This window comes from Priestia sp. FSL R5-0597, from assembly GCF_038006305.1.
GTDB classification, from domain to species: domain Bacteria; phylum Bacillota; class Bacilli; order Bacillales; family Bacillaceae_H; genus Priestia; species Priestia zanthoxyli.
In genome coordinates this window covers 361,353-382,048 of sequence record NZ_JBBOUZ010000001.1, presented here as the reverse complement: position 1 = coordinate 382,048, position 20,696 = coordinate 361,353, and the positions used below count along the sequence as shown (strand labels likewise).

At 38.6% G+C, this 20,696-nt stretch carries 19 protein-coding genes and 1 riboswitch; of the genes, 6 read left to right on the top strand and 13 right to left on the bottom strand.

What is annotated here, in order from left to right:
- The first annotated feature begins 47 nt into the window (after window positions 1-47).
- The 3 genes from MKX72_RS02005 (at window position 48) to MKX72_RS01995 (ending at window position 2,209) form a co-directional block, all read left to right on the top strand.
- Window positions 48-1,175, top strand: coding sequence for an amidohydrolase (locus tag MKX72_RS02005; RefSeq protein ID WP_155008633.1), 1,128 nt, complete (start codon window positions 48-50; stop codon window positions 1,173-1,175).
- Between the two features lie 255 nt (window positions 1,176-1,430).
- Window positions 1,431-1,991 carry a GNAT family N-acetyltransferase gene (locus tag MKX72_RS02000; RefSeq protein WP_013055149.1) on the top strand — a complete coding sequence of 187 codons (561 nt, stop codon included), beginning with the start codon at window positions 1,431-1,433 and terminating at the stop codon, window positions 1,989-1,991.
- Window positions 1,992-2,092: 101 nt separating this feature from the next.
- On the top strand, window positions 2,093-2,209 hold the full coding sequence (locus tag MKX72_RS01995) for a YfhE family protein (RefSeq protein WP_013055148.1): 117 nt from the start codon (window positions 2,093-2,095) through the stop codon (window positions 2,207-2,209).
- Between the two features lie 423 nt (window positions 2,210-2,632).
- Here the strand turns inward: MKX72_RS01995 and MKX72_RS01990 are convergent, their stop codons facing one another.
- The 7 genes from MKX72_RS01990 to MKX72_RS01960 all read right to left on the bottom strand — a co-directional run bounded on the left by MKX72_RS01990 (window position 2,633) and on the right by MKX72_RS01960 (window position 12,830).
- The gene (locus tag MKX72_RS01990; RefSeq protein ID WP_028412439.1) at window positions 2,633-4,774 is read right to left on the bottom strand and encodes a PAS domain-containing sensor histidine kinase; all 2,142 of its coding nucleotides are present in this window, start codon (window positions 4,772-4,774) and stop codon (window positions 2,633-2,635) included.
- Window positions 4,775-5,053: 279 nt separating this feature from the next.
- Window positions 5,054-6,397: an amino acid permease gene (locus MKX72_RS01985; protein WP_048021558.1), complete on the bottom strand. Its 1,344-nt coding sequence runs from the start codon at window positions 6,395-6,397 to the stop codon at window positions 5,054-5,056.
- A 159-nt stretch (window positions 6,398-6,556) separates the two neighbouring features.
- Window positions 6,557-6,637: riboswitch (glycine riboswitch) on the bottom strand.
- A gap of 199 nt (window positions 6,638-6,836) precedes the next feature.
- A complete protein-coding gene (locus MKX72_RS01980) occupies window positions 6,837-8,186 on the bottom strand; it encodes an FAD-binding oxidoreductase (protein WP_155008632.1) in 1,350 nt (449 codons plus the stop codon).
- Window positions 8,187-8,488: 302 nt separating this feature from the next.
- Complete coding sequence (gene rlmD, locus MKX72_RS01975; RefSeq protein ID WP_155008631.1) at window positions 8,489-9,874, bottom strand: 23S rRNA (uracil(1939)-C(5))-methyltransferase RlmD; 1,386 nt, start codon at window positions 9,872-9,874, stop codon at window positions 8,489-8,491.
- A gap of 162 nt (window positions 9,875-10,036) precedes the next feature.
- On the bottom strand, window positions 10,037-10,846 hold the full coding sequence (gene pdaA / locus MKX72_RS01970) for a delta-lactam-biosynthetic de-N-acetylase (protein ID WP_034263749.1): 810 nt from the start codon (window positions 10,844-10,846) through the stop codon (window positions 10,037-10,039).
- Between the two features lie 94 nt (window positions 10,847-10,940).
- Window positions 10,941-12,482: a fumarate hydratase gene (locus MKX72_RS01965; protein ID WP_098627107.1), complete on the bottom strand. Its 1,542-nt coding sequence runs from the start codon at window positions 12,480-12,482 to the stop codon at window positions 10,941-10,943.
- A 162-nt stretch (window positions 12,483-12,644) separates the two neighbouring features.
- Window positions 12,645-12,830 (bottom strand): SE1561 family protein, encoded by a 186-nt coding sequence (locus tag MKX72_RS01960; RefSeq protein ID WP_013081532.1) that lies wholly within the window; start codon window positions 12,828-12,830, stop codon window positions 12,645-12,647.
- 203 nt (window positions 12,831-13,033) lie between these two features.
- On the opposite strand from MKX72_RS01960, the gene yfkAB reads away from it, so the two are divergent.
- Entirely contained in the window at window positions 13,034-14,152 is a 1,119-nt protein-coding gene (yfkAB, locus tag MKX72_RS01955; RefSeq protein WP_034263747.1) for a radical SAM/CxCxxxxC motif protein YfkAB, read from the top strand.
- 36 nt (window positions 14,153-14,188) lie between these two features.
- On the opposite strand, the gene MKX72_RS01950 is transcribed toward yfkAB, so the two are convergent.
- Together MKX72_RS01950 and cax are read right to left on the bottom strand one after the other, a co-directional pair.
- Complete coding sequence (locus MKX72_RS01950; protein ID WP_155008630.1) at window positions 14,189-14,989, bottom strand: YfkD famly protein; 801 nt, start codon at window positions 14,987-14,989, stop codon at window positions 14,189-14,191.
- A gap of 140 nt (window positions 14,990-15,129) precedes the next feature.
- Window positions 15,130-16,185: a calcium/proton exchanger gene (gene cax / locus MKX72_RS01945; RefSeq protein WP_034263745.1), complete on the bottom strand. Its 1,056-nt coding sequence runs from the start codon at window positions 16,183-16,185 to the stop codon at window positions 15,130-15,132.
- Between the two features lie 200 nt (window positions 16,186-16,385).
- On the opposite strand from cax, the gene MKX72_RS01940 reads away from it, so the two are divergent.
- On the top strand, window positions 16,386-16,799 hold the full coding sequence (locus MKX72_RS01940) for a pyridoxamine 5'-phosphate oxidase family protein (protein WP_034263743.1): 414 nt from the start codon (window positions 16,386-16,388) through the stop codon (window positions 16,797-16,799).
- 19 nt (window positions 16,800-16,818) lie between these two features.
- Here MKX72_RS01940 and MKX72_RS01935 read toward each other — a convergent pair whose 3' ends face one another.
- From MKX72_RS01935 to MKX72_RS01925, 3 genes are all read right to left on the bottom strand, one after another.
- The gene (locus MKX72_RS01935) at window positions 16,819-17,202 is read right to left on the bottom strand and encodes an OsmC family protein (protein ID WP_034263756.1); all 384 of its coding nucleotides are present in this window, start codon (window positions 17,200-17,202) and stop codon (window positions 16,819-16,821) included.
- A 206-nt stretch (window positions 17,203-17,408) separates the two neighbouring features.
- Window positions 17,409-17,897 carry a phenolic acid decarboxylase gene (locus MKX72_RS01930; RefSeq protein WP_048021570.1) on the bottom strand — a complete coding sequence of 163 codons (489 nt, stop codon included), beginning with the start codon at window positions 17,895-17,897 and terminating at the stop codon, window positions 17,409-17,411.
- Between the two features lie 25 nt (window positions 17,898-17,922).
- On the bottom strand, window positions 17,923-18,378 hold the full coding sequence (locus MKX72_RS01925; RefSeq protein ID WP_155008629.1) for a DUF3237 domain-containing protein: 456 nt from the start codon (window positions 18,376-18,378) through the stop codon (window positions 17,923-17,925).
- Window positions 18,379-18,559: 181 nt separating this feature from the next.
- Here MKX72_RS01925 and MKX72_RS01920 point away from each other — a divergent pair, with 181 nt between their 5' ends.
- Window positions 18,560-19,744, top strand: coding sequence for an MFS transporter (locus MKX72_RS01920; RefSeq protein ID WP_155008628.1), 1,185 nt, complete (start codon window positions 18,560-18,562; stop codon window positions 19,742-19,744).
- A 14-nt stretch (window positions 19,745-19,758) separates the two neighbouring features.
- On the opposite strand, the gene MKX72_RS01915 is transcribed toward MKX72_RS01920, so the two are convergent.
- The gene (locus MKX72_RS01915) at window positions 19,759-20,688 is read right to left on the bottom strand and encodes a cation diffusion facilitator family transporter (protein ID WP_049162767.1); all 930 of its coding nucleotides are present in this window, start codon (window positions 20,686-20,688) and stop codon (window positions 19,759-19,761) included.
- Window positions 20,689-20,696 lie beyond the last annotated feature (8 nt).

Here is a 20,696-nt window from a genome sequence, read left to right as displayed (position 1 = left end):
TTTCCCTAAAACAGGTGACTAAGCTGCCGATAGATAGGAGTAACTTTATGAAAACCATTCTCTTAAAAAATGCAACGCTCTATCCTATTACGTCAAAACCTATTTATAATAGTGATGTGCTCATTCAAGATGGTAAAATTGTTTTAATTGGGCCAAACTTGCAGCCACCTCTTCGAGTAGAAGTCATTGACTGCAAACAGCGTTATTTATTCCCTGGATTTATTGATGTTCATACACATCTAGGATTATATGATGAAGGAACCGGCTGGGCCGGGAATGATGCTAACGAAACCATTGAACCTATGACTCCACATATCCGAGCTTTTGACAGTGTACATCCTTTAGATCCTGGGTTTAAAGATGCCATTGAAGCGGGTATTACGTCTGTACACATTATGCCAGGAAGTGCAAATGTGATTGGAGGCACAACTTCCGTTATTAAAACAGCTGGAACAAGCATTTCTCAAATGTTAATTCAAGAGACAGCTGGACTTAAGATTGCGCTAGGAGAAAATCCAAAACGAATTCACAGCCACGGCAATAAAGAATCGATTACGCGAATGGGTATTATGGGGATGCTGCGAGAAGCCTTTTATCACGCAGCAAGCAGTGACAACAAAGATGATTTGCGCATCAAACCTCTCACTCAAGCACTGAATAGAGAAATTCCAGTTCGGATTCATGCTCATAGAGCCGATGATATTCTATCAGCTCTTCGCTTAGCAGATGAATTTCATTTAGACGTCCGTATTGAGCACTGTACAGAAGGCCATTTAATTGCTAAAGAGCTGGGTGGAAGAAATTTAAAAGTGAGCGTAGGTCCAACTTTAACACGCCGCTCAAAGGTTGAACTTAAGAATAAAACGTGGAAAACCTATCAAGCTCTTTGCAATGAAGGAGTAGAAGTTTCCATTACAACGGACCATCCTTATACGCCTATTCAGTATTTAAATATTTGCGCATCCATTGCCGTACGTGAAGGACTCGAAGAGCAAAAAGCATTAGAAGGCATCACGATTACTGCTGCTCGGAATCTCCGTATTGATCATCGAATCGGCAGTATCGAATCAGGAAAAGACGCTGATTTAGTGCTATGGAGCCATCATCCCTTTCACTACTTAGCAAAGCCTATTTTCACCATGATAGATGGTAAAATATTATTTAAAAAAAATTAACATTTTACCTATTTTCTTTTTTTATTTTTTTTAGTATGATACGTTTAGAAGCATGTGAATTTCACAAAAGCATAAACATCACACGTTGACTTTTTATGTTTGTTGACTTGTAATGGGAAGGCAAATGGTGCGCCACCAGGTAACTGGTTCTAGTGGGTTCGATTCCCACCCCGAAATTTTTTTAATTATTAAAAAATTTCGAGGGTGGGGACTTGATTGGAGTCTGTATATACCCTCGATCAGGAGGGAAAAGTTATGTTAAAAAAACGTGACCTAAATGACTGTCAATCTCTATACGAACTCATGGTACATCCTGATGTCTTCCCTTTTGTTCGTCATAAAGCCCATTCCTATGAAGAATTTTTATTTGTGACTAAACAAACGATGGAAGCAGAAGATCATGGAGAAATTATTTCTCGCACGATTTTAGATGAATGGGGTAACCCTATCGGCACCATTAATTTATTTGATGTACAGGATCAAGCTGGTTTTTTAGGCACTTGGCTTGGCAAACCGTTTCATGGAAAAGGATATAATCAAATTGCAAAAGAAGCGTTCTTTAATGAACTGTTCTTTGAGTTAAATATAGAGCGAATTTTTATGCGAATCCGCAAAATCAACATCAGGTCTATTAAGGCTGCCGAAAAACTGCCTTATGCAGTACTTGCGAATGAAACACACAAAGCTTTATACGATGAAATTAATCAACATGAAGACGTATATGATTTGTACGAAATTCCAAAAGACTTGTATACATTATACTACCTGCGTCACGAACAAGACGTTCAAGAAGATCACCAGCTTAAAGAAGCGTAAGAGTCTCTCCGTTACACGGAGAGCTTTTTTTATGATTAAAAACGAGAGATTCTGGAAAAAATAAGTAGCATGATCGAAAAACGTTAATTGGAGGTTTTTTTATGTCTGAAAAAAAACGAAAAGAAAACGCAAAAAATACGTTAAGTAGCGCTCAAGAAATCTATTACGGCCGCGAGTTTAAAAAAGCAGACCGTGCAGGCGGCTACACGAAAAAATAAGTGAGGCAAAACATCTCTATCCAACGCTTGATCATCCCAACGTCCTTTCTGTACACTGTGTATCGGAAGGACGTTTTATATTATGTAAAGATAATAACGCGAAGATTTCATGCGTATGATTTACGATTTTTTAATACTTTACTATATCCACAAAGTTTACCCACAATTATGTGGATAATGTGCATAACTTTATCAGATATGTATATTACCGCTTTCATAACTTGAAATGACAGTGGGTAATTTTTATGTAAATTTTCTGAAAAAATGTGAATAATGTGGATAAAGTTGTGAATATCCTATACAATTCAGCAGTTAACTTCTTGTTAACCTGTGGATATCTTCTTTAGCACTTTCGTTTGTTTTAGTAACATGAAAGCTTTTGATATATTATAAGTATAATAATAAAAAGTAGGGGAACTTCCCCTACTTTTTTATGATTGGAAACAATATATCCACACTTGTTCCTTGATTTAACTGACTAGAAAATGTCATCTGCGCATGATGAGCTTTAATAATCCGATAGCTGACCATCAGCCCTAAACCTGTACCTTTTTCTTTTGTACTATAAAAAGGCTCACCTATCTTCGCTAACCGTTCAGGAGGAATACCTTGCCCTTCATCAGCAAGCTGCAGCCAAAGGTGGTTTTCTTTTGCTTTAATCGTAATATGAATACCCCCTCCTTCAGGCATTGCTTCGATAGAGTTTTTAATAATATTAATAAATACTTGTTTTAACTGATTTTTATCTCCATATACCTGCGGTAATTGCTCATCCCTTTCAAATATGAAAGCTACCTTTTTTTCTACTGCTTCAGGTTCAAGAAGCGAGCACACTTCTTGAACAAGCGCTTGCATATTCAAGGGTTCAACATTCATAACCTGAGGTTTTCCTAACATCAAAAATTCTTCTACGATTCCATTCATTCGTTCTAATTCAGTTTCCATGATATCTATATACAAAGCATCTTTGGGATTTTGTTCTTTTAATAAGTGAACAAAACCTTTTAAAGAAGTCAAAGGATTTTTGATCTCGTGAGCAACTCCAGCTGCAAGTTCTCCTACAACGGCAAGCTTCTCAGAAGTTCTAAGCTTCTCTTCTGCTTTTTTACGCTCCGTAATATCTGTCGATACGCACAGCATTTGAATCACTTCCTGTTTTTCATTCATAATAGGAAGTTTTGCTGTTTCGACCCAGCGCCGGTTTCCTTTCGAATCTTTAAACTGTTCTTCTAATACCATCCCTTTTTGCGTACAGTTTGAAAACGTCCCTTTATATAAAAGATCTGATTGAAGGTTGAATTGATATTTATCAATTGGTTGTCCAATCAAGTCATCAGATTTTTCACCTAGCAGCATCGCAAAAGATTCATTAACAAGAATGAACTCCCTTTTTTGATTAATGGCATAAATATAGCTTGGATTAATGTCAATGACTTGTCTTAAAAACGTTTTTTGTTCCTGCAGCTGATTTTCTTTTTGCTGTAAATTTGCTTTAGAATGGCGTATATAGCTAATCATTTCATTAAACTGTTTAGATAAAGTACCGATTTCCCCCCGCTCAATTTCTCGTTCCGGAATTTTTTGATTAAAATTCCCGCGCGCTACTTGTCCCGCCAATTCATATAGTTTACGAATAGGATTCACAATTTGCCTTGCATATAACGCAGTAAAAAAAGAAAGCAGTAAAATTGTAATACCTGAAACGGTCCAAAGCGTTTTTTCAAACGTTTCATAAGGCCTGTAAATTTCTTCAACGGGTAATTCAGCGACAATTCCCCAATCCAAAACAGGAATATATTCAAATGACGCAAAGAAGTACTTACCTTCGGTGTTCACAACGCGCTGATATCCTGATTTATGATTCATCGTTTCCTGAACGATTTCATTTTCCCTGGCATTTTCACCGATTCTCTGTTTCTCAGGGTGTGAAATAATTCTACCATTGCGGTCTACAATAAACGTATAGCCGTTCTCTCCTATATCGAACGTTTGAAAAATGGATTGAAAGCTTTTATTTTCTTCAATGCGCAGCGCTAAATTTATAACTTTTTTTACATTTTGCTGCTCATCCAAAATAGGAATTGCCATCACCACAATGTAATGCTTTGTGTCTGCTGAAACGACATCGCTTAAATATATTTTTTTAGTTCGCAGCGCTTCTTGAAAATATTTTCTTTTACTTAAGTTCACGTGCTTCATACTCTTTAAATCATCTGGGTAATAATGCTCCACATACCCTTTTGTATTAAAAATGGTTCCGCTATCGATATACGGTGAAATATTAACTATTTTCTGCAGTTCTTTGTCTATCTCTTGTTCATCATCTGATAAAAAAATAGGATCTTGCTGTACCTCGTCGCCCAAGCTCCAAATATCTTTAATAACGATGTTAATTTGCTCTTTCATTCTCTTGACGGTTTTATCAGTTACCTGTCGATATTGATCTTGAGAAATATTAGGCAGCATCACTCTTGAAACTATAAACATTAGCGTCAGTACGGTACAAATAAGAAGCACATTAATCGTGAAGATTTTCCAAAACGTATGAGATTTAAACCATTTCATGTTTGTTCACCTTAATTCAATGAAGTCTACCTCCATTGTACTGCAAAATGAAAACTTTTCCATGTAAATGATAGAATTCCACCTTTAGACATAGAAGAAAAGCATTTGGTTCTACATTACTATCAGAAAACTATGAGCTTTTTCACTGTATTTTCTGCTAAAACTTTTTTAGGGTTCTTATATAAACTTTGCTTACTGCATTTTCTTCATACAGTAGAAATCAATTATTTATCTTCCAATAAAAAGACCCCATCACGAAATGATGAGGTCACCCATTTACTATTTCTTCTTCCTTCTAGCCCCGTAAAAACCAAATAAGAGAATAAACCAAACGGGTGTCAACAATAAGGCTGGACGCGTCGCATCAGAAAACAGCATAATAATAAGAATCACTGCAAACAACGCTAGCACAACATAGTTTATAAATGGTGTTAACGGTGCTTTGAATGTTGATGCTGCATGCAGCTGCGGACGCGTTTTTTTATATCTTAGATGGCAAATCAAAATGATACTCCACACCCAAATGAAACAAATAGCGCTGATGGTTGTTACGATGCCAAAAGCTTGATCTGGTATCAGTTTGCTTAACAAAGCTCCCGCCGAGATAACCAGCGTAGATACAAACAATCCGTTGCTTGGTACGTGGTTTTTGTTCAGTTTTGCAAACGTAGATGGCCCTTGGTCATTTTTACTTAAGTTATATAAGATACGGCTTGTTGAAAACATTCCGCTATTACAAGCAGAAGCGGCTGAAGTTAATACAACAAAATTAATAATTCCAGCAGCAAGCGGAATTCCGACTAAACTAAAGGTTTTAACAAATGGGCTTTCTGCTGCATTCAATTCCATCCACGGGTTAATAAATAAAAGGACGATAAGCGCTCCAACATAGAAAAATAAGATTCGCAGCGGAATTTTATTAATGGCCGATGGAATATTTTTTTGGGGATTTGATGTTTCCGCTGCCGATACCCCTACCAATTCAACCCCGACGTATGCGAAAATAACCATTTGGAATGAAAGTAAGAAACCTGAAACACCGTTTGGAAACAGTCCTCCATGATTCCAAAGATTTTGAACCGTAACGGATCCTGCATCTGTTTTAAATCCGATTACCAGTAAAATAACGCCAATAACAATTAACGCAAGAATCGTAATAACCTTTATTAAAGCAAACCAAAACTCTAATTCTCCAAATAATTTTACGGTTAATAAGTTAAGTCCTAATAAAATGATTACACAAATAAGTGCAGGAATCCACTGAGGAATATTGAACCAATATTTCACATATACGCCAACGGCAATCACATCAGCCATAGCTGTCATGATCCAGCAAAACCAGTACGTCCACCCTGTGACAAATGAAGCCCATGGTCCAAGATACTCTTCAGCAATATCTGTTAACGATTGATAACCTGCTTTAGACAGCAGTAGTTCTCCTAGCGCTCTCATCACAAAGAAAAGCGAAATACCCACAATTAAATAAGCAAAGATGATAGAGGGACCTGCAAGCTGTATGGCTTTACCAGAACCTAAAAATAATCCCGTCCCAATGGTTCCTCCAATCGCGATTAGCTGAACATGACGATTGGATAAATCCCTCTTTAATTCTCGTTGTTCCAACTCTAACTCCTCCTAACAATAAAACCTTTGATGCGATCGTGCGGACTACAAAATAAAGTCCAATAAAAAAAGAGATTGGATGCGCTCCAATCTCATGGTCATAAGAATAACAAATATTATGGTACATGCTACCAATTAGTAACATGCCAAATAAATATCCGGTACTCTTCTGTCCTTTTGCCTGAGATTGTGAACCCTTCGGCGTCGCGAAACTATCGCGATCTCTCCAGAAGCTGCTCCTGCTATAGTGTGATCCATAGCAATCATAGCTTTCTACGTATTAAATTTTTCGATCAAGATAATGACTGTCGAATAGTTGTTTATTCTAATACCAGTTGGATGCTTTGTCAACAAGAAAGATGACTTTCATTTATTTACCTTCTTCGAAAGAAGGTAATGAAACAGGTTCAATCGTCAACTTAGTATCCTTTTCTACATGCTACCTGAGTCCCTGCGGAAACCTAAATACGTTAAATGGATCGTACTTTTTATTTACTCTTTCTAACCGCTCTGCGTTGTCTCCAAAATACTCATACTCGTAGTTTCTAAGGTTGCTGATAGGGAAATTCACATAGGAGCCTTTCGTAATACGTTTAATATATTGAAATTGCTTATACAGCCACTCTCTGTTTGCTCGTGCAAACGCATCGTCTGTCCATACAGATTGAAAGCCCAGAATATATCTAGCGTTTCTGTAAAAGAAGGCCGTTTCTCTGTTACCAACACTGCGAATTTCTCCTCCTAGTGCATAAAAAGAAATCGCGGCGTAAACGGACCCTTCTGCTGGACGCTGTATGAGATCTGCAAGATTTTCAAGCTGGCCAACTGAATAACTTCTTTGCACAAATCTTCCCGTTGACTTAAATTTTTCAGACGGAGGATAGGTTGCTTCTATCTTTTGTACCGCTTCAAGAAAAGATAATGACTCTAGCTCGACTCGGAACCCCTCCACCTCTGCAAAAGGCTGCAAGATCTTTCGAGCTCTTTCTGGAGATCCGTAAAAGAAGCCGTTCGCAAATATGCCCAATCCTTCTCCTTCTGCATTATAAAAACTGGCAACTAGCGTCATACGTTTGTCCAATTCAGGCAGCCAGCTTTGCCATATATTCATCACTTGTGCCTGTTTTTCTCTTGTAGTACCTACATAAAAGAAGCGAACAAGCGTCACAGAGCTGTTCGTCGGTTTTGGAAGCTGAAACGTCATGCTTGCCACAACGCCAAAATTACCGCCACCAGCACCTCGGCATGCCCAAAAAAGATCCGCGTTACACGATTTGTTTGCTTTAATAATCTTTCCTTCATAATTGACCAACTCTAGCTCTATCAAGCTGTCACAGCCTAATCCGTAAAGTCTGCTCGAAAGCCCCCAGCCTCCTCCGAGCGTAAAGCCAGACACCCCAACAGTCGGACACGTTCCTCCTGGAAACACATATCCATTCGAACCGATAAAATCATACACTTCCGTATTCTTTGCTCCTCCCTCCATCTTTAAGATGTTCCGTTTCCTATCCAATTTCAACCCGTTTAACCGACTGATATCAATGACCAATACACAGTCACCCGTAGAATACCCTTCATAATGATGACCGCCAGATCGAATGCGAATGTCTACACGATGCTTGCGCGCCCATTGAATTGCATTTACAACATCCTGCTTTTTTTCACAGTACACAATCACAAGCGGAAATTTATCAATAGCACGATTCCACTCCTGACGAGTTTCCTCATAAATGGGGTCTTTCGGCGTTACCACTTCACCCGTAAGCCCTTTCAAAAACATTGAGTCCATTTGACCTCTGCCCCTCTGTATATACTTTTTAGTAGTTTTATTACTATAGTATTCTTGGGGTGGTTGAGGGTGTGGGTTTTCAAGACTAGATTGGCGTTTATCATCTCTATAAAAAATGAAATTTCAGTTCATTTACTGAAATATAAGTACTAATAAAACTTCTTTTCGGTGCTCCGATGCTTTCTAAAACATAACTTTCCAATAATTCAAATTAGATATATTAGAATATTTTTTCTTCCAACAAGAGTCCAATTCAAATAAAAAAAGAGCAGAACCAAATCTGCCCTTTACTCTTCATCTATTTACTTCTTTAACGTCAAACTCACCACATTCTCCACGTGCGCTGTATGAGGGAACATATCAACAGGCTGAATGTAATCAACGTTATAAGCCTTCGACAGCTGCTGCACATCTTTGGCTAATGTGGATGGATTACAAGATACGTAAACCACTTTCTTTGGCTTTACTTGTAAAATTGTTTTTAGAAGCTTGTCATCACAGCCTGTTCGCGGCGGGTCAACGACGATAACGTCTGGCTTCCAGCCTTCTTTTACCCACTGCGGCATCCATTTTTCAGCCGGACCTGTTACATACGTGGCATGTTCAAATCCATGATCTTTGGCATTTTTTCGCGCGTCTACAATGGATTCTTCAATCGTGTCCATTCCGCGAATTTCTTTGGCATCTTTAGCAAGCCATAAGCCAATTGTCCCTACTCCGCAGTAAGCATCTACGATTTTTTCACTGCCTGTTAGCGCAGCTGCTTTTTTTACTTCGTCGTATAGCTTCACCGTTTGGAGAGGATTCAGCTGGAAAAATGCACGCGCTGAAAGTTCGAATGAGATATCACCTAACGTTTCTTGAATCACCGACTTTCCAGAAAGTGTAAACGTTTCGTCTCCAAAAATAAGCGATGTTTTTTGACCGTTTACGTTTTGTACGAGTGATTTCACTTCCGGCAGGCGGCGCTGAATTTCTTTCATCAGCAGCTCTTTTTTCGGAATTTCTTTTTTAGCCGTAATCAAGACAATTTGAACTTCACCCGTTTCAAACCCTACTCGTGATACAATGGTACGCACAATTCCACGGCGTTTACGCTCATTGTAGATAGGAATTTGAAGGTCTTGTAAAATTCGTTTTATTTCTTTTGTCACGTGATTTGTAGCTTTATGCTGAATGGGACAGTTTTCAATATCAATCAAGCGGTGAGAATTCAGTCCATACAAACCCGCAATGACTTTTTGTTTGTCCACGCCGACTTGAAACTGAGATTTATTACGATAGCGCCACGGATCTTCCATACCAATCGTTTGGCGAGTTTTTTCCTCTACTTTTTTTAATGAACTGTGACGTTCGAACGCTTGCAGAACAATATCCCGCTTGGATTCTAGCTGACCTTCATAAGATAAGTGCTGAAGCTGGCAGCCTCCGCACTGGTCGTAAATCGGACAGGGTGCTTCTACGCGATGAGGAGATTTTTTGCGAATTCGCTTGATTTTCCCTTCGGCAAACTTATGCTGAACATTTGTTGCTTCTACAACCACTTCTTCATTCGGTAATGCTCCCGGTACAAAGACGACTTGGCGCTTAAAATAGCCTACGCCTTCTCCATTAATACCGAGTCTTTTTATCGTCAACGGAAACGTTTGTCCTTTTTGAACTTTCATTTCAGTTTTTGATTTATTCATGAGACCAACTCCGATTAGTTTAAATTCTTTATATAGTTATTAACGGTCTTTAGCTGCTTAAAACCTATTGGACCGTATCGCTTTAAAAAAGACATCAACGCATATTATAACACTTCAACAGCAAAAAACCGACAGAAGAAACATTCCCGTCGGTTTTTATCTTTATTTCGTTTTAGAAGGACTTTTCTTCAATTGTTTACGTTCGTTCATTAAATCATCAATGCTTTTAAACGTATAGCCCTGCTTTTTTAAATCCACAATCGCTTGATCTAACGCATCTGCGTTATCCTTTGAAACGGTATGCAGAAGCATGATCGCACCTGGATGTATTTGAGTCATCATATTGTCGTATGAGTAGCGCCAGCCTTTTTGTTCATTCACTTTCCAGTCAACAAATGCTAGTGACCAAAATACATTCGTATAGCCTTCTTGCTTTGAAAGAGCTAGCGTTCGTTCGCTAAATACACCTCTAGGTGAGCGGAGATACTTCATTTCATCACGACCGGTAATATTCTTGTATTCATCTTTTACTTTTTGCAGTTCCTCTTTAAAACGTGCATCATCCACTTGAGTTAAGTCAGGGTGATGCCATGAATGATTGCCGACAATATGCCCTTCTTTTACCATTCGCTTAATTAGCTTAGGCTCTTCTTTTAAATAGTGTCCTGTTACAAAAAACGTCGCAGGAACCTTTCTTTTTTTGAGCACGTCTAATACCTGCGGGGTATAACCATTTTCATAACCGTTATCAAACGTTAAATAAATATTTTTTTTAGTTGTATCGCCGAGGTAAAACGCATCATACTTAGCAAGAATTTGTTCATAAGCTGTACCTGCGGATGCGGGCTTGTGATTTTTACTTTTTTGAAATCCCCAGCTGATCGGAGTATTTGGATACATTTGTGCTTCAACAGATGCTATGCCTGTTGACATCACGAATAAAAAAACGAGAAAAAAGGTGAACCGGCGCATAAGAAGCTCCTTTCGGAAGTCATTTTACGCTTAGTATCCACTCAATTTTCTCGTTCATGAACGTTACTTTTTACCATACGTTCCCGACGTATGTTTATTTAAATACCGGTTCTTTAAATTGCTCAAGCTTTTCAAATGAAGACTTGTCTACATCTGCATGCAAGCTGTTTCCGTGTGAATCCATCGTCACTACAGCTGTAAAACCTTCTACTTTTAAATGCCACATTGCTTCAGGAATACCGAACTGCATCAAATCAACGCCTTCTACGCTCTTGATACAATCAGCATAGTACTGCGCAGCTCCGCCGATAGCATTTAAGTATACGCCCCCGTGCTCTTGAAGAGCAGCAAGCGTTTTAGGACCCATACCGCCTTTACCGATAACCGCGCGGATACCAAATTTCTTCATAATATCTCCTTGGTAAGGTTCTTCACGGATACTTGTTGTTGGTCCTGCAGCGGTTACGTGCCATTTTTCATCTTCGTCTTTTAACATAACCGGGCCACAGTGATAAATGATTTGTCCATTTAAATCAATTGGCGCATCGTGGTCTGTTAAATGTTTATGAATAGCGTCGCGTCCTGTGTAGATCATACCGTTGATGCGCACTACGTCACCAACTTTTAATTCACGAATTTGCTCTTCTGTAATAGGTGCTTGTAATACAACTTCTTTTGTTTCATCCGCATTTTGTTTCTCTTCTGCACCTGCATTTTTATTAAAATCTACTTCTTCGCCTTCTTGATACAGCCACTCTTGAACGCTTCCTGTATCAGCGTTGATTTTAATACCTAAGCGACGGTAAGCCCAGCAGTTATACGCAACTGACACATAGAAGCTAGCAGGAATACGATTGATTACGCCGACTTTACAGCCAAGTAATGTCGTTTCTCCGCCAAAGCCCATTGTACCGATTCCTAGCTTATTAGCATTTTCCATTACATACTCTTCTAATTCTTTCAGCTGAGCGTTTGGATTTTCGTCATCTAAGTTTCGGAACAGCTGCTCTTTTGCTAATTCATAGCCTGTTGTACGGTCGCCACCGATTCCAACACCAATGACGCCGGCGCTACAGCCTTGGCCTTGCGCTTGGTATACTGAGTGCATCACACATTTACGAATACCGTCTAAATCACGGCCAGCTCGGCCTAACCCTTCTACTTCACAAGGCAGGCTATACTGAATGTTTTTATTTTCACAGCCGCCGCCTTTTAAAATAAGACGCGCATCAATATAGTCATTTTCCCACTGTTCAAACTTAATAACCGGCGTGCCTCCGCCTAAATTATTACCGCTGTTTTCTCCCGTTAACGAATCTACAGAATTAGGGCGAAGCTTTCCGTGCTTTGTTGCTTCTTCAATTGCCCAATAAATTGCTTCTTTAATTTGAAGCTGATTCACTCCTACAGGGGTTTTAATTTTAAATGTTGGCATACCTGTATCTTGACAAATTGGCGATAAATTATCATCCGCCATCTTAATATTATTGGTAATGGTCGCTAAAGACATTGCTGCACGCGTTCCTGCATTTTCACGCGCTTTTGCCTTTGCGATAGCACGTCGAACGTCTTTTGGCAATTTTGTAGATGTTTCAACAATTAAATCGTACATGCTTTGTTTTAAAGCTTCAATCATCACTTAATTCCTCCCATATCCCGCTAATGTATGTATTTATCTATCTGTCGTACAACTTTCAAAATTTATTATACTCCTTCAAAAATTGTTTCGAAAGACCTTTATAGGAGGATTTCTACTTCAAGCAAAAAAGCGCTAGTTTTTCTAGCGCTTTTTTCTTCTTCATTCTTTATCTTTTTTAAACTGCTCACATTTTGCTTCTAAGTCATCAATCATTGTAATCAAACGGTCAATATCTTCTAGATCTGTGTTTTCAGGCTCCATAGAGTCTAATACATGTACAAACATATTTAAACGATCTTTTAAATAACGTACTTGTGAATCTTTATCTCGAACGGCGTTTCCCATTTTAAACCCTCCTGATGTAGCTTTTCATTCGTATTTCCTTATATCCTAACGAATACTTTCATATTTGACAACTAAAAGCAATAAAATCCATAATAGTCACTGGTGTCCGTTTTGAATGGGACGTATAATTTAGTCTAGCAGGACGGACCGTGAGATGTTTTCATCATCATTTCACTTTACGGAAAAATAAAAGGAGTTTTTTTATGGCCACTTTACAACGAATTACCCCGGAATTCGATCCGTGGGAAGCGTATTTAGATATGAAACAATATGGCAAACCGACGCTCACAAACGTTGAATTTACAACAACGACGCTTTGTAATATGCGATGTGAGCACTGCGCAGTTGGATATACGCTGCAGCCAAAAGACCCAAACGCACTGCCTCTTGATTTAATTTTAAAACGTCTCGATGAAATTCCAACACTTCGAGCGTTAAGCATCACGGGCGGAGAGCCTATGATGTCTCTATCTTCTGTGAAAAATTATGTGGTGCCTTTATTAAAGTATGCACACGAACGAGGTGTCCGTACACAGATTAATTCAAATTTAACATTAGATCTTGCTCGTTACGAACAAATCATTCCTTATTTAGATGTTTTACATATTTCTCACAACTGGGGAACGATGGACGATTTTGTGGAAGCTGGCTTTGCAATGATGGAGCGAAAGCCTACTTATGAGCAGCGCGCCAAATATTTCGACCGTATGATTGAAAACAGCCGCGCGCTTGTAAAAGCAGGTGTAACGGTATCAGCTGAAACGATGTTAAATAAACGTACGCTTCCTCATATGGAAAAAATTCATCGTCAAATTGTGGATGAAATGCTTTGTCAGCGTCACGAAGTACACCCTATGTATCCAAGTGACTTTGCCAGCACCTTAGAGACATTATCTCTTCCTGAAATGCGTCAAGCGATTCATCACCTTCTTGATATTCGAGATGAAAATGTGTGGATGCTATTCGGCACGCTGCCGTTTTATGCATGCAGTAATAACGAGGAAGACTTAACGCTTTTACAGCGCTTGTATAGCAGTAAAAATGTAACCGTTCGAAACGATCCAGACGGACGTTCTCGCCTAAATGTAAATATTTTCGACGGAGATATTATCGTAACTGATTTTGGTGATACGCCTCCTCTTGGCAACATTCAAGATACAAAGCTTACAGACGCTTTTGATACGTGGCAGCAAAGCACAATTTCTAAAGAACTTAGCTGCCATTGTTCAGCGGTCTCTTGTTTGGGACCTAATATTTTGGTAAAAAACAGCTATTATCAAGATACTGATTTTAGCAAACTCCAAGCGAACATTACAAAATAACAAAAAGAGATTCCACCACTGGAATCTCTTTTTTTGTTATCTCGGCTGATCGTAAGCCCCGAAACTTAAGGAGACATAATCTTGTACTGGAATCCATGCTCCAATTCCTTGAGACGTTACATTTCTCACCACAATTGAACGCTTGCTGCCTTTTACCGTTACATATACTTCCCCATACGTTACTTTTCCCTTTTCACTTACAGCAGGCGTGTACGCATAGAGATAACCTACTTTTTTAGGAGCTACGTTATACACCTGGTCTTTTTTCGTTCCGGCACCTACAAACGTTTGAAATGATAAAGTGAGCTTTGTTTTTTTAGCTGCTTTAATTAGCATCATTTGTTTAACATGATCAGGCTGAGGCACTTTTGCCGTTAATCCGCCTTTTACATGGCTTTGATTTTCCTGACTGTACATCATTTTGTACTGAGTTTTTCCTGCTCTGTTATCATAATGATTCGTATTGATTCGCTGGTGCTGCCAGTTAACGTTTGTTTCTGTTGATTCATAATTTAACGGCCACTGTCCTAAAAAAATGGTTGCTCTAAATCCAATTGCCCATGGAGTTTTAGAAATGTTTGATTCATTTAATATACGAATTAAATCAGGGTTTTCAATTTTTACATTTGACGTTTCAATGAGCTCTTTTGTGAACTCACTCGGCTGCAAATAAGGCGTGTCTTGACTAGCATTTGGATACGTATTTTCTTTTGAAATATTTAAAGCTGAAGAAGGCACGTTGATGGTAGGCTGAGCTGTTTTTGCAATGGCGATCTTCGTTGAACATGAAAACGAAATAATGATGGTAAACACAAATAAAAGCAATTTACGTAACATCTAGAAACTCCTTTCAACATCGTTAATGAATGCAAACATAGTTTTTTCAAACATCCCCTGTTTTATCCTGAATACCAAAAGGGAAATTCTTCTATTCACTCACAAAAAAGAAACGTCCACATAAAGTGAACGTTTCTTTTTTAAATAAGATAAAAACCAATTCCCATAATAATATAAGCACCTAAAAGAGTTGCGCCTTCAAACCAGTTTGTATCTCCATCATTAGAAATCGCAATTGTTAAAAATACGGCTGTTACCATCGCAATCAACTCAGGCCAAGTAAAAACAAGAGACATTTGGCTTTCGAACATTAGCGAAACAAGTACTAATATTGGTGCTACAAACATCGCTACTTGTAAAGTTGATCCAACAGCAATTTCAACAGCTACACCCATGCGATTTTTAACGGCCATAATAATAGCGGAAGCATGCTCTGCCGCGTTCCCAACAATCGCTACAATGATGACCCCGATAAACAGCTCACTCCAGCCAAAGCTTTCCGAGACAATTTCGATTGTACTTACCAAGCTTTCGGATACATAAGCCACCGCTAACGTAGACAAAAAGAGAACCGCAATCGCTTTCCACATTGACCACTCTGGCTCCTCATGTTCTTCCACTTCTTCACTTTTATGCTGATACACGCCTCGATGCGTGACCAGCTTAAAGAATAACGCCGCTAAGTATAAGATGATGAGAATAATGGAAATTCCGACACTTAGAGACATGGTCTTCGCTTCGTCCATTTCGCTAGCAAACACTTCAGGAATAACAAACGCAACGATAACGGCAAAGATCAATAATCCAGAATTATGTCTTGCATCATAGACATTAAATTCTTGACGCTTAAATTTAAGTCCCCCGATAAAGAATGAAAGACCGCCTACAAGAAGGAGATTTCCTAATACAGAACCGGTTAACGATGCAAGCACCACGGCTGTAAGGCCTTCTTTTAAAGCAAAAATCGAAATGATTAATTCTACAGCGTTACCAAAGGTAGCATTCAATAGACCGCCTATTCGAGGACCAGCTACAACAGCTAAGCTCTCTGTAGCTCTTCCCATAAAAGCTGCGAGGGCAATGATTGTTAAACAGTAAATAATAAACATAAGAACATCTGACCAGTGCATCATGTGCCCAATAACAGATAGCGGCACCCCAAGAATAACCGCTATCAGAAAAATCCGATTGATCATCGATATGTACACCTACCTTATTCATTTTTTGACAACAAAATCAATCATATCAAATTAATGGAATTTGTATAGACTCACCGTCAATGTTAGTATTTTTAACCTATTTTTATAAATGATAAACCTCTAATTGATTTTTGATTAAGATATTTAAAAATCAGCCAAACTACCAAGGATAATGAGATAGAATGAGGAGTGAAAAAATGAGTAATGATGTAAAAAATCAAATTTTATCGGTACTGGATGACTATACAATCGGAACGTTAGCTACGATTCAAGATGGAAAACCTTATTCACGCTTTATGATGTTTTTTCATGAAGATCTTGTGCTTTACACCGCCACCAATAAAGATACCCACAAAGTCGAAGAACTAGAAAAAAACCCTTACGTTCATATTTTGTTAGGCTATGATGGGCAAGGTTGGAGTGATCCGTATGTAGAGGTAGAAGCCAAAGTAAATGTAGAAACAAACGAAGAGTTAAAAAAGAAATTTTGGAATGAAAAGTTAAAAGAGTGGATTAAAAGTCCAGATGACCCAAATTTTTTGCTTCTTCAGCTGACTCCTGAACGCATGCGCTATTTTGATAAAGCCGGAAGCAAACCAAAAGAAATATAAAAGTGGACGATGTCCACTTTTATTTTATTTCGAAGGTTTCTGTCACTTCTATACTGTCAATAACCGACTGTAGCATTGAACAATTTTTTCGGGCTAGCTCAATCGATTTTTCAATTTTGTCTAATGGCAGGTCTTTTCCCGTGATGATATAGTGCAAATGAATTTTTTCGATTCGCCCCGCTTTTTCATCATTGCGCGTTACATCAGCTTGGATGCGTAAATCGGAAAAAGCGATTCTTTTTTTCTCTAGAATCTTTCTTAACACGCCTCCGCTGCACACGGCAATGGATGATGTCATTAGCTGATACGGACGAAAGCCATGCTCTTCATCTCCGGCGATATGTAGCTCTCCATAAGGAAAATCTGTCGTAAACCCCGCCTCTTTTTTCATGTTAAATTCCATTTTCTTCACTCCTTTCCTTCATTATAAACCGTTTTTTATATAACCAACTACTCTCACTATAGATCACTTGTTACACCGCGGTTTATTTCCGGGCACCATCACAATAAAAAAATCCGAACGAATTTGATTCTTGATCAAGAATCAAATTCGTTCGGATCTTCCTTCAACTAATATACTTTTGTCCTAGCCTTTTGTATGACTCCGTATTAAATTAATTTTCCAGCGCGAATATCATCCGTCATTCCTTCGTAAGGCGCTTGAGCGATAACTTCCTCATTGTTTACTCCGACATTTGTGATGAATGTAATGTCAGCAAATTCGGGAACCACGTATTTCGGATATGTTTCGTATTTTTCACGGGATTCATGCATTAAATCAAGATAATCATTTTGATAGCACACGGTAATTTCAGGATGTTCATGTACCCATTTTGGGAAGAAAATAATTCCGTGCATGCGTTTTTCATCAGGCATAAAGTTCAAAGATACATCTGTCCCCGTTGGTTCAGTCCAAGATACTTTATATACACCTTCTGTTAATTTCACAATATCTACTTTTTGGTCACGAACCCATCGTCCTGCCACCATTCCGCTATGAATACGATAATCGATTGTATTTTCGTTTTTAATATAGATTTCATATTCCCATCCGTTTTCGTATGTGTAAATCATATGATTTCCAATAAATTTTTCCATGTCTATACCTCTCCTTTGATTTGATTTATAAAACTTCGTATATGTCTAGCACAACGCTTTCTGGGTTTCTTACAGCAGCGCCTATAAACATGCGGTCCTGTAACCACTTATACTTTGCACTTCCAGTTTCAAAGACAGGAATCGTACGAAAGTAAACGTGCTCTGGGGGTATAATTTCACCTTCAGCAGCCTGTTCTCTAAACTCTTCACTAACCTGACGTATTCCATTGTTTTCAATATAAATAAGTTCATCATCTTCTGTTTGAATGACATATCGTGCAGATAAATCGACGCGGCCATCCCAACGAATAATTTGAGAATTCGCTCCACTTGGAAGAATTAAGCCTTTTATTTCCCCGTCTGCAGTACCTGACTTAATGGGAATAAACTGTTTTTTTCCTAATCCTGTATGACCAATAACGACGGGTGTACCAACATTAATTGTGAATGTTGCTATTTTCTTCAGCCCTGGTTCTATCATAGCAATCACCTCTTAATTGTAAATAAAAACATGTAAATATTTACACGTTTTATTCTACTCCCCTTACATAAAGATGTCAAATGGACAGCACGGCCTGTTTATATCCTTGTCAATAAAGCTTTTTCCTTGTACGATTAAACAGTTGGATTGACAAAATATAGATAAAAAGAGGTTAAATGCTATGGGTGCTACTCATCAACAACGTTTCTGGATTTTAGTTAGCCTTGTCGCCATTTCTGGATTCAGCCAAGGCATGCTGCTTCCTTTAATTGCTATTATTTTTGAGAAAGATGGTCTTTCCTCTACTATAAACGGATTAAACGCAACTGGATTGTACCTGGGCATCTTATTTATTTCTCCTTTCATGGAAGCGCCGCTTCGCAGATACGGATACAAGCCAATTATCGCAGCAGGAGGAATTTTAGTTATTGTATCTTTAGCTTTGTTTCCCCTGTGGAAATCTGTTGTATTTTGGTTTGTGCTCCGTTTATTTATTGGAATAGGAGATCACGCGCTGCACTTTGGAACTCAAACGTGGATTACATCGTCTTCCCCTGCTGATAAAAGAGGTAGAAACATTTCACTGTATGGGCTCTTTTTTGGTATTGGTTTTGCTGTTGGTCCTTTAATGACGCCGTTAATTGAAATTAATCAAGCGCTGCCTTTTATGATTTCTTCTGCTCTATGTCTTCTAACGTGGGTATTTTTATTTTTGATAAAAAATGAATTTCCCCTTCAGGGAGTTGAGGTTAATTCATTAAAAGAAACGGCTAAGCGATTTTCTAAAGCGGCTAAATATGCTTGGATTGCTTTTTTACCGCCTTTTGGATATGGTTTTTTAGAGTCATCACTGAACGGCAGCTTTCCTGTATACGGTTTACGAATTGGATTGCAAGTAGAGTTTATTTCACTGCTGCTGACTTCCTTTGCAGTTGGAGCTATTGTGTTTCAGCTTCCTCTTGGCATACTGAGCGATAAATTCGGACGGAAATTGATATTAGGATGGATTTTATCAATTGGAGCCGTGACTTTTTTTACAGCAAGTCTCTTGGAAGACACCGCTATTCCATTAGTAGCGTGTTTATTTATAGCAGGCATGGTTGTAGGTTCTACGTTTAGTTTAGGAATCAGCTATATGACGGATTTGATTCCTACTCGTCTGCTTCCTACAGGTAATTTACTGTGCGGCATTGCTTTTAGTATCGGAAGCCTTGCCGGTCCTTACATAGGCGGTACTTTTATTCAGTTCTTTCATCATGTCAGCTTTTTTAATATTATTAGCGGGATGCTTGGCTTTATTTTTATCCTTCTTTTTGTATTCGGACAAAAAATGCCTATGCAGCAAAAAACAAGCGAGAACTTATAAGTTCTCGCTTGTTTTTAAACTTTTAGCGTCCGGTGCTGAAGAGCTGATTTTTCAATTTGTATCGTCGTATGCTCAATACCACAGTGATCGTGTACTAAATCAATGGCTTTTTGCAAAATCTGCTGACAATCTTTTTCATCTTCTACGCGCATATGACAGCTCAATGAGTCCAGTCCTGAAGTAATCGTCCAAATGTGTAAATCATGCACATCTTTGACTCCTTCAATGTTTTCAAGAAGGTTTTTTATTTCACTGTGATCCACTCCTTCAGGAGAGCCTTCCATCAAAATATGAACGCTATGAGCAAGCACGCCCCAAGCGCTTTTTAAAATTAATACAGACACAACTACAGAAATAATCGGATCAGCAATATACCATCCAAACAGCATCATAAGAAGTCCCGCTACAATAGCTCCAATAGACCCTAAAGCATCTCCCAATACGTGTAAGTAAGCGCTGCGCAAATTTACATTTCCTTTTACATCGCCTTGTCTCATAAGTGACCATGCGCTGATTAAATTAGCGAGTAAACCAACAGCAGCAATCAGCATCATGCTGCCACTTGCTACAGACTGCGGCTCCAGTACGCGCTGATAGGCTTCATAAATGATAAACCCTGCTATTACAAACAGTGCCACTCCGTTAAAAAGAGCCGCTAATATTTCAAAACGATAATAACCGTACGTTTTTTTAGCCGACGCAGCTCGGTTAGCAAACCATATGGCTACGAGGCTAAGAGCAAGTGAGCTTGTATCAGACAGCATGTGTCCGCTATCGGATAATAGCGCTAAACTATTTGTAAAAAGCCCTCCGACAAACTCAAGAACCATAATACCCGCGGTGATAATTAGTGCAATTAACAGACCTTTTTTGTTGCCTTCACGCTGTGTATCAAAATGGTGATGATGACCATGATGATGATGGTGGTGATGATCATGACTCATGCAAAGAC

Coding starts and splice junctions, on each gene's coding strand:
- MKX72_RS02005 (WP_155008633.1), top strand. CDS start 48: ATGAAAACCATTCTCTTAAAAAATGCAACGCTCTATCCTATTACGTCA.
- MKX72_RS02000 (WP_013055149.1), top strand. CDS start 1,431: ATGTTAAAAAAACGTGACCTAAATGACTGTCAATCTCTATACGAACTC.
- MKX72_RS01995 (WP_013055148.1), top strand. CDS start 2,093: ATGTCTGAAAAAAAACGAAAAGAAAACGCAAAAAATACGTTAAGTAGC.
- MKX72_RS01990 (WP_028412439.1), bottom strand. CDS start 4,774: ATGAAATGGTTTAAATCTCATACGTTTTGGAAAATCTTCACGATTAAT.
- MKX72_RS01980 (WP_155008632.1), bottom strand. CDS start 8,186: ATGGACTCAATGTTTTTGAAAGGGCTTACGGGTGAAGTGGTAACGCCG.
- rlmD (WP_155008631.1), bottom strand. CDS start 9,874: ATGAATAAATCAAAAACTGAAATGAAAGTTCAAAAAGGACAAACGTTT.
- pdaA (WP_034263749.1), bottom strand. CDS start 10,846: ATGCGCCGGTTCACCTTTTTTCTCGTTTTTTTATTCGTGATGTCAACA.
- MKX72_RS01965 (WP_098627107.1), bottom strand. CDS start 12,482: ATGATTGAAGCTTTAAAACAAAGCATGTACGATTTAATTGTTGAAACA.
- MKX72_RS01960 (WP_013081532.1), bottom strand. CDS start 12,830: ATGGGAAACGCCGTTCGAGATAAAGATTCACAAGTACGTTATTTAAAA.
- yfkAB (WP_034263747.1), top strand. CDS start 13,034: ATGGCCACTTTACAACGAATTACCCCGGAATTCGATCCGTGGGAAGCG.
- MKX72_RS01950 (WP_155008630.1), bottom strand. CDS start 14,989: ATGTTACGTAAATTGCTTTTATTTGTGTTTACCATCATTATTTCGTTT.
- cax (WP_034263745.1), bottom strand. CDS start 16,185: ATGATCAATCGGATTTTTCTGATAGCGGTTATTCTTGGGGTGCCGCTA.
- MKX72_RS01940 (WP_034263743.1), top strand. CDS start 16,386: ATGAGTAATGATGTAAAAAATCAAATTTTATCGGTACTGGATGACTAT.
- MKX72_RS01935 (WP_034263756.1), bottom strand. CDS start 17,202: ATGGAATTTAACATGAAAAAAGAGGCGGGGTTTACGACAGATTTTCCT.
- MKX72_RS01930 (WP_048021570.1), bottom strand. CDS start 17,897: ATGGAAAAATTTATTGGAAATCATATGATTTACACATACGAAAACGGA.
- MKX72_RS01925 (WP_155008629.1), bottom strand. CDS start 18,378: ATGATAGAACCAGGGCTGAAGAAAATAGCAACATTCACAATTAATGTT.
- MKX72_RS01920 (WP_155008628.1), top strand. CDS start 18,560: ATGGGTGCTACTCATCAACAACGTTTCTGGATTTTAGTTAGCCTTGTC.
- MKX72_RS01915 (WP_049162767.1), bottom strand. CDS start 20,688: ATGAGTCATGATCATCACCACCATCATCATCATGGTCATCATCACCAT.